The 12,400-nt window shown below is 64.6% G+C and carries 9 protein-coding genes; 2 read left to right on the top strand and 7 right to left on the bottom strand.

Annotation, left to right across the window (positions count from 1 at the left end; all coding sequences use genetic code 11):
* Positions 1-113 precede the first annotated feature (113 nt).
* The 6 genes from FLX07_RS02240 to FLX07_RS02215 all read right to left on the bottom strand — a co-directional run bounded on the left by FLX07_RS02240 (position 114) and on the right by FLX07_RS02215 (position 9,031).
* Positions 114-1,439: a sigma factor-like helix-turn-helix DNA-binding protein gene (locus tag FLX07_RS02240; RefSeq protein WP_167748081.1), complete on the bottom strand. Its 1,326-nt coding sequence runs from the start codon at positions 1,437-1,439 to the stop codon at positions 114-116.
* A complete protein-coding gene (locus FLX07_RS02235; protein WP_142567719.1) occupies positions 1,439-2,011 on the bottom strand; it encodes a hypothetical protein in 573 nt (190 codons plus the stop codon). The genes FLX07_RS02240 and FLX07_RS02235 overlap by 1 nt, the downstream gene beginning before the upstream one ends.
* A gap of 20 nt (positions 2,012-2,031) precedes the next feature.
* Positions 2,032-3,687, bottom strand: a complete 1,656-nt coding sequence (locus tag FLX07_RS02230; protein ID WP_142567718.1) for a DEAD/DEAH box helicase family protein — start codon at positions 3,685-3,687, stop codon at positions 2,032-2,034.
* Positions 3,684-6,038, bottom strand: a complete 2,355-nt coding sequence (locus FLX07_RS02225; protein WP_142567717.1) for an ATP-binding protein — start codon at positions 6,036-6,038, stop codon at positions 3,684-3,686. The genes FLX07_RS02230 and FLX07_RS02225 overlap by 4 nt, the downstream gene beginning before the upstream one ends.
* 762 nt (positions 6,039-6,800) lie before the next feature.
* Positions 6,801-8,003, bottom strand: coding sequence for a hypothetical protein (locus tag FLX07_RS02220; protein WP_142567716.1), 1,203 nt, complete (start codon positions 8,001-8,003; stop codon positions 6,801-6,803).
* Between the two features lie 425 nt (positions 8,004-8,428).
* Complete coding sequence (locus FLX07_RS02215; RefSeq protein WP_142567715.1) at positions 8,429-9,031, bottom strand: hypothetical protein; 603 nt, start codon at positions 9,029-9,031, stop codon at positions 8,429-8,431.
* A gap of 397 nt (positions 9,032-9,428) precedes the next feature.
* Between FLX07_RS02215 and FLX07_RS02210 the strand changes: the two genes are divergently transcribed.
* Both FLX07_RS02210 and FLX07_RS02205 read left to right on the top strand, forming a co-directional pair.
* Positions 9,429-9,749, top strand: coding sequence for a hypothetical protein (locus tag FLX07_RS02210; RefSeq protein ID WP_142567714.1), 321 nt, complete (start codon positions 9,429-9,431; stop codon positions 9,747-9,749).
* A 128-nt stretch (positions 9,750-9,877) separates the two neighbouring features.
* On the top strand, positions 9,878-10,996 hold the full coding sequence (locus FLX07_RS02205; protein WP_142567713.1) for an IS630 family transposase: 1,119 nt from the start codon (positions 9,878-9,880) through the stop codon (positions 10,994-10,996).
* Between the two features lie 165 nt (positions 10,997-11,161).
* Here the strand turns inward: FLX07_RS02205 and FLX07_RS02200 are convergent, their stop codons facing one another.
* Complete coding sequence (locus tag FLX07_RS02200) at positions 11,162-12,349, bottom strand: IS701 family transposase (protein WP_142567712.1); 1,188 nt, start codon at positions 12,347-12,349, stop codon at positions 11,162-11,164.
* Positions 12,350-12,400 lie beyond the last annotated feature (51 nt).

Raw genomic sequence — 12,400 nt, 5'->3', positions numbered from 1 at the left:
CGCGGAGTTGATGATCCAAGCCACCTCTCGTCAAGTAGGAATCGAAAACGGTGTCGAACCTGGGGTGGCGGTGGACGTCGATGGCCCGGCACCGGCTCGCGCGGTCTCCGAGGTTAGGCGGTGGGACAGGCTCCTGGGGCGCAGACGTGGCGGATGGTCATGGTGCCATGTTGAAGTCGCAGGACTACCGCCAATTCGCAGCCCAGGACCATGCCCTGTTCACTCACCTCGAGCCGTAGGCTGGACATCTGCGCGGCGGATGTGACCCTTCTGAAGACGATCTGTCGGTCGCTGCCTTGGAGCGTGAAGCTCTTCTCCATCGGTGCCTGGCGTAGTCCCAGTTGCCAGGTGATCCATGGGCTGATGATTATCCCGCTTCCCCTCACCACGTCTTTGTCCACGGTGAGGCGGAATGCCAGCAGGCCCAGTTCCTCGTCGTGGACGGCGTTGTCGGGGCGCCGCGGTTCCTTCTCCTCCGTGCTGAGCGCGCCGTGTTCGACGAGGCCGATCCGTCCGTCGGGGGTGAGGCCGATTCGGGAGCTGATCAGGCATTGCTGGACTCGGGAGTAGCTGACGGGGTAGCGGCGGCGTACTTCGTTCGTCAGCTCGCGGCGCGGTAAGGGGCCCAGGTCGGCCAAGACCTGGATCATCACGTCTAGGGCGTTGGTGTGCTCGCTGACGCCATCGAGAGGCCAGTCCGTGAGCGCCCACGTGCCTTCGGGGCGGACCTGACGGAACCGGTTATCCCGCCGAAGCGCTTCGGCCGTCGCGTGCGAGTTCAGCGCGATGGCTTCGGCGATCGCCTCCGCTCGTCTCGGTTCGCCCTGGTCAGCAAGCCATAGGTAAGCGGCGTCCCTCTTCTTGGCGGTCCTTCGGACCCAGGAACCTGACTCGTCCAATACCAGCGGGCTCTTGCCGGCGGACATGATCGAGTCGATGTCGAGGGACTCGGGGAGTCCGATGTTCGCCGCGTGGTCACGCAGCTCGTCCTTTCTGCACGGGGCTTCTTCCGCCAGCTCACGCAGGAGACCGTCCAATGCCTCCGGGCTGAGCGACCAGTGATCGGTGAGTTCCTCCGACCATGCCTTGGGATGGCATAGGCCTTCCGCCATCAGCAATGACGCGCGTACGAGCCCGCTGTCGTCGCGAAGGGTTTCTGACAGGTAGTCGTCGGAGACAGCGGCCCGTGTCTCCAGGAGTTCGAAGATTCCCGTGGCCCACTCAGGTGCCGCGCACCGCGCCTTCTCGGACAGCTGACACTGGGCGTTCCTGATGACCTGCCGGGCCCTCTCGCGGCTGACACCGTACGCGCGACCGATGGAGTCGAGCGTACGGTTCTTCGCTCGCATCGTGAGCATGTCCCGTGAGCGCTGGTCGAGCGTTCGCCAAACGTCAACCAGCCAGTCGCCTTCCAGCGCTCCGTCGCCTGTCTTCTCCATCAGAGATCGTCCACGTGAACGATCTCCAGCTGGCAGCGCGCGCCGATACGGCGGTCTGCCGCCCGCTCGTCGGCCGGAATGGGCTTTTCGAAAGAACCCACCACACACAGCACCCATGGCCTGGCATCCCCGGATGCCTCAGCCTTTATCGCGACCCAGGCGAGGTGCTTGAGCTGCCCAGACGGCGCCCATGCGAAGTGGCGCTCATCCTCCCCGCGCCGGATGAGCACGCGCAGGGGCTTGATCTTCCGGCTTCCCGGAACGACCTCCCAGTTGGGCCCCAAGGCCCGTTCCACAAGATCTCTCGCACCCGCGGCGGGGTTCTCGACGTACTGAGCGTACTTGCCGACTCCGTATCGGGCGCGAGCATACTCCTTCATGGGCCCGTCCTTGATCCAGACGCGGGCCTTCTCGTTGCTCAGGAACTCGCGGAGGCGACCGCCCACCTCCGGGTCGTCCATCCACTGGCTGTAGGCCGCGCTGCGCTGGTCCCCGGTCAGGTATGACCAGCCGAGCGCCTCGGCGTCGGCGAACAGCTTCTTGGCGATCTTGTCTTCGAGGTCTTTGCTCATGGACATGTTGGGGGGTCCTATCATTCGGGGAATTGGAGGCGTACTTCGTCGGCGGCGGTCTCGAGGCTGGCCGCGTCCTGGATCCAGTGGTCAAGCAATGTGCCCGCGGTCTCGTCGCTGAACTCGATCCGGGATCCATGGGGGAGACGCATCCGAAGGTCTTCGTGTTCGATGGCCTCCAGCGTGCGCCGCAGGTCCAAAGTCGCCGCGACACGGCGGATATCGGTCACGAAGTCCAGAACCTTGAGGGCTCTCTTGCCTGGGCTGAGCCGCAGCCCACGGCCGAGTTGCTGGACGAAGATCCGTCGGCTGTGCGTCACCCGGAGGAATGCGATCAGGTTGACGTCCGGAACGTCGACGCCCTCGTTGAACACGTCGACGCAGGTGATGATCGGAACCCGTCCGAGCCGGAACTCGTTCAGGAGGATCTGACGGCGCTGGCGGGCAAGGCCGCTGTGGAGGTATGAAGCCCGCCGCCAGGCCCCGTCGGCGGTGGCCAGCATGGTGGCCATCCGCTCCGCGTGCTCGATCGTCTGGCAGAACAGGATCGCCCGAGGGTCGGGGGTCTCCCGCCAAGCCTCCCGTAGCCGCTCGATGATCTCCTCGTCCCGCTGGGGGAGGAACAGCGTCTTGTTCAGCTCCTTGATCGAATAACCATGCTTGCTGCTGTCACGGACGGTCTCCCAGTCGAGGTTGTCCACGAACAGCCGGTAGTCGACCGCGGAAAGGTAACCGGCGGCCATTCCTTCCGCGATCCCCATCGTGAAGCTCGGCCGACCGAACCTCGCGGTGATGTCGAACTTGTCCCCTCTCCAAGGCGTCGCCGTCACCCCGAACTGGCCAGCTTCGCCGCACAGGTCGAGCAACTCGGCGAAACGCCCGTTCTCGCCCACATGATGCGTCTCGTCGATCATCACGAGACCCGGAGACCATCCGGCGCGGACCGCGCCGAGCACCGACTCCACGGTGCCTACCAGGACGCCGTCCAACGACGCCGGCTTCGTGTCTCCCGTCAGTAGGCGCGTGGGAACCTTCTTGTCGAGGTGGCGCCATAGTGCTCGTTCGAGCTGCTCCACCAATTCCTTCATGTGCGCGGCTACCAGCACGCGGGCGCCGGGCTTGGCTTCCAGGAGCCGGCGGATCACTTCCCCACCCACCACTGTCTTACCGAGGCCGGTGGCGAGCACGAGCAGCGCGCGGCCGGTATTCGACAGGTCCGCCCACACGGCGTCCGCCGCCTTGAGCTGGTAGTCCCGAAGGGCGTATTCCGTTGGGGCCCGGTCGGGCATCCTCTCCCAGATCGCGGCCAGAGTGGGACCGTCCCACACCGTGATCTTGATACCGACCGATTCGAGGGCGCGCCGTCGCTCCTCCGCGGAGCGGTTCAGTCCGAGATTCGTCACCAGAACCGCGCGATCAGCCTTATAGCGAGTCCGGGCACGCTCGATGTCGTCGACTCCGCTGCGATCGATCGCTTTCCTGCTCGACCACTTGCATTGGAAGACCCACTGCTCCCGGTCCCTCACAGCCAGGAGATCAGCGCCTTGGTCGTTCGCGCCGTCCACCACGCGGACGTCCACGAATCCCAGGTGCCACAGTGCCCTTTCCACCGCGTGGGGGAGCCCGCTGGGTCCGCCATCGAGGAGTGCCCGCGCTGACAGAAAACCGCCGCTCATGTCTCGCTGGCGATCTCGTCGGAGAGCAGCTTGATGCTCAAGCGGGTCCGTAGCAACTGCTGAGGACCAGGATCGGCGGCGTTAAAGCTGACCAGGGTGGCGATGTCGGTCAGGTACCCGACCACCTTGGCGAGGCTGAGCCGGCGCGCCGACATCGACGACACTGAGGCGTACGGCCCGACGAACACGTTGCCGTCCATGAACGCTTCCGGCCACGACTCCAGAAGTTTCACCGTGAACAAGGGCGGGGCGTACAGGAGGAACTCGCTGGTCTCGCCCAGCTTCCCGGTCAGACCGACCTGGCCGTTGGCGATCATTTCGTTCTCGGTCGCGGTGAGTTCGTCCGGGGATAGGTATTGGTAAGCGCGCGCCGGATCGACGTCGACTCTGCTGGCCATCCGGACCCGCAAGTCGGCCAGCAGCTCTCTCGCCTGGCCAGCGACGACGTCGGCCTTCAGTGCGTGATCAGGAAGGCATCCCGCACGAAGATCGGCGACCAACTGGGCGTGTGTCAGCCCCGTCTCCGCCTTCACCTTCAGGATCGTGGCTAGCTCAACGAGCAACAGGTCGACTGGCTCGACTCCGAGCTTGGAGAAGACCTCATGACTCCCGTTGATGAAGGCGGTCGCCTTACCGCCCGCGCCCTGGACCACGAGCACCGGTGTGGGGAGCCCTTGGTCGTCGGTGAGCTGGCCGGCTTCCAGAAACCTGGTCTCGACGTGCAGGAAGCCCACTCTTGGAGATCCGAAGTCCCGCGACAGCTCGGGCATAGCCCGGGAATCCGCCCGATACCGCGCCAAACGATCCTGCGTGGTCTCCTTCTTGATCGTGGGGGTTACCCCGTCGGGAGAACCACTTACGTCGTCGTCCCCAGGGTTGGACGCGGAAGGCTGCGCGCCCTTCGGGGTGACGCCGAGTGCGTCGAGCACGGCCGCCTCGTCCGGTTGGATGGGGGAGTTGTTCTGAGCGACGTCGAGCTTGGCCTTCTTTCCCTGCGCGTCGTGAGCGACCACGGCGTCCCACCAGAGCTGATCGCTCTGGTACTCGGCGTCCCCCCGGTGGAACAAGTCCGCCCAGCGCCGAGTGGTGTCATGGATCGGCCGGGTACCGTCGCCAGGAACCAGGTAACGAAGTCCCGCGTCATTACGCCGGTAACCCTTGAACAGCTTGGCGAGTGGACTTGCGTTCTCCAGATATCCCAGGCGCTTGGCCTTCTCGGGCAGCAGAGGACCCGGACCCCTGAGGTAGTCCACGGCAGCCCTCCAGCTGCGGTCCCCGTACTCGAACGCGTTCTTCTGGTAGGTGACCGGAACATGGTCGAGATGGATCTCCCCGATGATTCGACCGCCCTGGTGCGCCATATCGACTGGGTACTCGATGTCGACAAGACCCTGCGGATCGTTGGGGTTGGACCATTCGAATAGTCGCTTGTCCCACTGAAGGATCTTGCGACCGTTCCTCAGGAAGTCGATGCCGTACTCGCGCTTGTGGAGGTGCCGCTGTATCCCCAGCCATCCGTGGATACGGCGCTCGCGCAGCGTCAGCCGCTGACTATCGCACTGCTCGCACTTGCCCTTGTTCGGGACCTGCCAGTTTCCGCAGTCGGCGCAGGCCTCTGCGGGCTCGAACCGCTCATCGATCTCGATGTATGCCGGGATCTTCTCCGAAGACGCCCCGCTCCCGAAGATCACATATCGGTCGTCGCCCCAGCGGCAGTGCCGCCGCGGCTTGACCCTCTGTCCGCCCACCCACAGCTCGTAGCCGTTGTTCTCCAGGATGTAGGAGTACGTGCGACCGAGTGTGGTGCGCAGATTGGCCGCGTTCCTGCGCAGCCAGTCCGCCCTCTCGGCGTGGAGCCGCGAGATCTCAATCTTGGTTCCGTGCTCGTTCGGGTCGGCCTTAGGCTCGACGATGTCTTCGGCCTCGAAATCATCCTTGATGCGATCAAGGTCGATCTCGACCCCGATCCAGTGAGGGTCGCCGGCGCGTGTCGTGAGCACCCTGGTTCGCCTGCCCAAGCGCGCGGTGCTGACGTTGAACCCCATCCCGAACAGGCCCAGCTTGTCGAACCGGTCGTTATTCGACCAGCCAGCCCGAACGGCCAGCTCCAGTTCCTCATAGCTCATCCCGCGACCGGTGTCCTGGATTACCACCTTCGCCTCGTGGGACTTCGCGCCATTTGACGGCAAGCTCACGCTCACCTTGAAGCCGCCAGCCCATGGCACCCCGGACTTCTTGATCTCCGTGAAGTCATCAAAAGCGTTGTCCACAAGCTCGGCGATGCACTGCCACTCATCGAACTCGATCTCGCCCAGCATCTTCAAGATGCGCGACGAAGGAGTGATCTTCAATATTCCTCCGTACCCGAATCTGCCAGCAGACGCGCCGAACTGGACGAGGTATCAACCTCGTCGCAGCGTGATGGCGCGCCCTTAACGCGGTGTTGATCACTTAACGACTCAGGGTACGTCGGGATGACATCTCGACGGCCCGAAACTTGCATATTTATGCAACTTGTGTTATGAGCGAGGCCTAGGGAATGCTGACGGGTGTGGCTCCCGCGGGAGGAGTCCGGCTTGTGGATCAGCTGACGGCCCTCTCTTAAGTATCAGTCGGGGACGGTGCGCCGGCTACCGTGTGCGGCACGACGGTCAGTACGGAGGAGTGTGAATGTCGGACGCTGGGAGTCATGTTCAGAGCTTGGGCGACATCCAGGTGTCGGAACTGGTCTGGGAAGCCGCTCGAGCCCGAGCCGCTGAGGACGGCATAGGGCTTGACGATGCGGTCCGGATTCTCCTACGGGCCTACGCCTATGGGCGGCTGTCCGTCGTCTCCGCAAGCAATGGAAAGCCCCATATCGTCGCAGCCGTCGAAGTTCCCTAACCGGGCCATCACCCCTGTTCGGAGTGTGACGGGTAGTTGTGGTGAACTGGGGAGACTGCACCGTCAACCGGCCGAGGGCTACAGCCGGCGACCTTCAGATTTGCGAATCCGTCCCGTAGTCCGCAAGTTCCACCTGGCCACTCGGGTTCGCGTACTTCGCCGCAGGCGCCCATCTCCCTGGAATGTGGCGCGATGGGAGTCACCCACGCTGCAGCAGGGCTGTGGAGGCTCTACCTTTCACTCTGAGAGCGGATGTTCCCGAGCCGGACACGCATCGCGGTAAGTTCTTCGTCGGGCATAGCCATCCACCCGACGCGGACCGCGTACACGATAAATCCCTCCACGGCCGCTATGCCTCGACGGACATCCTGAGTCTCCTTCTGTGACCCGTCATCGGAGTGCTTGAGCTTCTGCAACCGCCCTCGCGTAGCTACAAGACCCGCAGCCGCCATCTCGTTGAAGACGAACAGATCGTCGCCCGGTGCCCGCCCTCCGTACACAAAACAGAGGGTCTGGGCTCGCTTAGTTGGGCGAACGCGGCCCGAGTCCTTGTCCGCGTACAGCAAGTCGCCCTCCTCCGGGTGGGTGCTGTTCACCCAGTTGATCACGGTCCTATCGTCGTAGGCTTCTCGCAACAGGCGATCGATGAATTCGACGAGAGAGTTTGCAGCCTGCGACACACCGTCAGCGGAGTGGTCGAGGGCGTCACGCGCTCCGCGGACCTTCCGACTCAGTCGGCCACTGAGATCTAGGAGAACCTCGTTCGACTGGCCTGTGATCACTCCGTGAAGCTGGTCAGCGACGCGGGTGATGTCTGCAGCCGTGTCTTCGACCAGCGGCTCCAATTCTTCAATGCGTTCAGTGACGGACTCTACTGGAAGATCTAGATCGAACACCTTGTCCATCGCCTGATCCAGCAGCAGGACCATGCGAAGCAACGACTCATTGAACTGGGTGAAGCCCTTGATCTGGGAGAACTGCTCGGCGGTCACGAAGGTCATGCAGTTGTCGAGAGCAAGGGCGAGGGGCATCAATTTTCGAATGCCCCTGCGTGCGCCAACCGCGAGCACGGCACCGTCGGTCTTGATCGCGCTGCTGAGTCGGTGAAATGTTGCTTCTCCCAGAAGTCGGTGCGCGAAGTCCCGGAATCCGGGGGACTTGACTCTCCGGAGGACGGCGTCAGGGTCTCTGACCAGCTGTTCCATGCCTTCGAGAGCGTCAACTAGCTGTGGCTGCCATGCTTCAATCAGATCCTCTAAGTCAGAGAGGCGGTCAGGCCATGGCCGTTCGTCTGTGTCGTCAATCAGCAGGCGGGCGATGGCGATACAAAGATCCACGACAAGAATCGCGCCATCGAATACACCTAGAGCGCTTCTGAGCCGGGGGTCGAGCGTCGCCAACTCGTTGGCGAACTTGGACCTTCCCGACAGCATGAGAGTACTCGATCTTTGACGAACTTGCTCGGCGATGGTGCACCTCCAGACCCCGTCTCGCATTGTGCACGCACCAACCGACAATTCGCCCCCGTCGTGATCAACGCTCCGCCGAGGAGAGCCTCTAGGCGAATGGAACGGAGAACGGTCATGCCAGTGCAGCGTAGCCACAATCGAGGCGCATCGCCTCGCCGTAAGCAGGTCAGCGTTTTAGCTGCCGTCGACTTGATGGTCTCTACGATTGGCCCTATGCGGTGGGTTGGCGTGCACGGCTGGACGGTCGAGGGCCGTCCTGCCTGAACGGGCGCCAACTGCTGAGGGTGCGGCACATCGAGTACCACATCGCGTACTGCGCCAGCGTTTGAGAGGTGGCCCAGTTGGTAGACCTCGCCGACCTGGTCGAAGTGGTCACCTTGCCAGGGCGGTCATGACCCCAAGGCTCGACGAAGTTGGTCCCGCAACTCTACGATTTCCGTCTCGGTCACTTGCAGCGCCCGCGTACTCCTGACGAACCGGAAGTAGCGGAACAAGTCCCTGAAGGTGGGGTCCGGCTCCGGTAAGGTCTCCAGAAGACCCGAGTCCCCTCTCCTTACCTTCTGCACTGCATGATGGCGTGCAATTAGGTTGTCGCCGCCGATGCTGAACCGGTCGTACGACAAGGTGCTGACGGAGTTGCCCTGTAGGTCAAGGTGGGCATCCAGAAGGCCCTCACGCGACACCCTGACGATGGCAAGGTCCATTGGATGGCGGGCTGCAATTCTGAGGAAGACGTCGCCGCTCGGAAGGTCGACGTCCGTGGGGAGCCTTTCCGCCAGCACCCTAACCTCACGAAGCTCCTCCGAGTCCACGATGGTGTCGGTGCCGAGCATCATCACGCCGACTAGCCATATGAGGCCGATCAGGGCGCCAGCCACTCCTAGTGGTATCCAACTGTCGAGAGCATCTGCAACGACTGCGGCCAGGGCGAGTAGCGCAGCGCTAACGGTGGCCGCGCCTAGGAGCAGGCGCTTGTGGGGGTCCTTGGGCACAGCCACACTGTGCCTTCACCTCCGTATCTCCGGTAGGCGCCCGCCGGTGAGGAAAGTGTCAGGTCCTCGAGGCTCGCTTGAGCGCCGTGCCAGGGGCGTGGTGGTTGTCCACCAGAACGGGTGGCGGTGGAGTTCCTCGACGAGGCGGAGCCTCTCTGCTCTCGCGTCCTTCAGCACCTCGCGGTGCTCATCCCCCCCGATAGTTCCTGCACCTTGCCGTCGCCTGTTCATAGGCGCGCTGCAGCGCGAGCAGGTCGTCAGGGGTGTCGTTGCCGGCCATCAGTCCCCCGGGTGGTGCGCTGTCACGGGGCGATCCTAGGGACACGACCCGGGGAACCCGCCGTGGGCCCCGGGACGTCCCACCTGCATCAGCAACACCAGCGATGGGAGCGTCAGCGTGGACGCAGAGCAGATTAGGGACCGGGCTGAGGCCGCTCTCACGAAGGCCGGGTTCTTCGTACGGGAGAACGATGAGGGCATCCCCCGGGACACACCCTTCCCGGGAGGAGTCTGCCTCTTCGTGCAGCAGGACCAGGCCCGCGTGTATCTCTACCCGTTTGGGTTCTCCCTGGAGAAGAAGTCGGAGGCGGCCAAGCTCGCTGCGGAGGCTCTGACTGGCGAAGGGCTTCAGGTCCGGGCCCTTGCCGGTGAATCTCCGGAGAACGAACTGACTGCGGCCGACCGCCTGCTCGGGGGCACCTGCGCCCTTGAGGGTTAGAGTCCTGCCCTAGTGGGATGTCCACTTAGGTTCGCCGGGTGGCGACACACCGGGCCGCTTCCGGGCCTTTGATCGGGTTTGCCTCCACTGTCGGTACCAGTGATCGGTACCGACGGTAGGAGGAGCGGATGGCCGAGCCCGTACGAGCGCGGCGATTGACCGACCACGAGGGTCAGACGCTGCAACGTCTGGTCCGGCGGGGCAAGCACGGCTCGATCCGGGTCCGCCGGGCTCTGATCATTATGGCCTCGGCCAGCGGTACGCCGGTGCCGGCCATCGCCCAACTGGTGGCCGCCGATGAGGACACCGTGCGGGATGTCATTCACGCCTTCAACGACCGGGGGCTTGATGCGCTGGACCCTAAATGGGCGGGTGGCCGTCCCCGCCTGATCACCAGCGACGATGAGGCGTTCATCATCGCGACGGCCCGCACGCGCCCGGAGAAACTGGGCCGCCCGTTCACCCACTGGAGCCTGCGCAAGCTGGCCGGCTACCTGGAGGGCAACCCCGCCCACCGCGTCCGGATCGGGCGGGAGCGGCTGCGGCAGATCCTGCACCACCACAAGATCTCCTTCCAGCGGACCCGCACGTGGAAGGAGTCCGCCGACCCCGACCGCGAAGCCAAGCTGAACCGGATCGAGGAGGTCACCACCCGCTTCCCGACCCGGTGTTTCGCCTTCGACCAGTTCGGACCGTTGTCGATCCGGCCCTGCCACGGCACCGGTTGGGCGCAGCGGGGCCGGCCCGATCGACTGCCGGCTACCTACCGGCGCACGCACGGCATCCGCTACTTCCACGGCTGCTACAGCCTGGGCGATGACCTGCTGTGGGGCGTCACCCGCACGCGCAAGGGCGGTGACCACACTCTGGCTGCGCTGAAGTCCATCCGTGCCGCCCGCCCCGACGGCGCCCCGATCTACGTGATCCTGGACAACCTGTCGGCCAACAAGACCCCCGCGATCCGCGCCTGGGCCGCGGCTAACAAGGTCGAGTTGTGCCTCACCCCGACCTACGCCTCCTGGGCCAACCCCATCGAGGCGCAGTTCGGGCCGCTACGCAGCTTCGTGATGGGCAACTCCAACCATCCCAACCACACCGTGCTGGCCCGCAAGCTGCAGGCCTACCTGCGCTGGCGCAACGCCAACGCCCGCCACCCCGACGTGCTCGCCGCCCAGCGACGCGAACGCGCCCGCATCCGCAGCGAGAAACAACGCCGCTGGGGACGACCCGCCAACGAAGCCGCCTGACCAACCCGGCGAACGTTCGTGGTCACCGCACCTAGTACTACAGCCTGATTTCGTGATGTCTGAGCCAGCGTCGCCAGTAGTGGCTGTGGCGGGCGCGGGTCTGATGGTCGCGTCGGTGGGTTGACCAGGCCAATACAGACTCAAGAGCGCGTGCGGCAGGGACGATCACGTGTGCCAGGAGACGGCGGATTTCTGCTGGTGTGAGGCGGACCAGGCCGCCTGGGCTTTTGGGGAGTGTGCGGCGGTGACGGCGAGGTAGGCGTGGGCGAGCATCGCGAGGGTGATGTGGCGGTGCCAGGCATCGAACCGGCGGACCTGGTAATGGTCCAGGCCGGTCTCGTTCTTGGCGGTCTGGAAGCATTCCTCGATCGCCCAGCGCGCTCCGGCCACGCGGACCAGGTCGTCCATCGTCGTTCCCACCGGGCCGTAGCACAGGTAGTAGGCGATCTCCAGTTCACCTTTGGCGCCGGGGATCAGGGAGCGCCGGGCTAGCAGCCAGCGCTGGTAGCCGGGCTCGGTCTCGTAGTGCACGGTGGCCAGCGCCCAGTCATACAGCCGGGGCCCTTTTGCGCCATCGCCGCACGAGCGGCGCTTCCACGCCTCCGGCGGGGCGTCCGCGACGAGGGTATCGGCGCGTACGGTGGCACCCGCGACGATCTGACTCTTCGGGACGGCGACCACATAGCTGACACCGCGCCGCTCCAGGAAAGAGCGGAACTTGTAGTCCATGCCATAGGCCTCATCGGCCGTCGCCCAAGACACGGGCAGGCCAGCGTCCAAGGCCCGGGCCAGCATCTGCCGGGCGAGCATCGGCTTGGTGGCGAACTCCACCTCCTCAGGGATGCCGGCCTGCGCACACCGCTGGCGGTCGGCCAGCCAGGACTTCGGCAGGTACAACTCCGCATCGATCAACGCCCGGCCCAGCGGTGAGGCGTAGGCCAGGAACACACCGAGCTGGCAGTTCTCGATCCGGCCCGCCGTGCCGGAGTACTGACGCTGCACCCCGGCCGACTTCGTGCCCTTCTTGATGAAGCCGGTCTCGTCCACGATCAGCACCGCATCCCGGTGCCCGAGGCGTTCCACCACGTACGCCCGCAGATCCGCCCGTACCCCCAGGGAGTCCCAGCGGGCGCTGACCAGCAACCGCTGCATCCGATCCGGTGTCGCGTCCCCGGCCGCCTCGGCCAACTGCCAGCCGTTCTTCCGCTCCACCGGAGCCAGCAAACCGGTCAGATACGCCCGCGCTTGACGCCGCGGCTCCACCCGCCCGAACCGACCCGCCACCCGCGCGAACAACGCATCCAGCCCGGCCACCCACTCCTGAAGGTCGCCCGCAGTCACACCACCCGACATGATCCAGAACTATAGATCACAAAACCTGGCTGTAGTACTAGGGCGTGTATT

It is taken from the genome of Microbispora bryophytorum (assembly GCF_006874465.1).
Taxonomy (GTDB): Bacteria; Actinomycetota; Actinomycetes; order Streptosporangiales; family Streptosporangiaceae; genus Microbispora; species Microbispora bryophytorum.
Note: the sequence above shows the minus strand (reverse complement) of the source record. Positions and strands in the feature narration are given on the sequence as shown.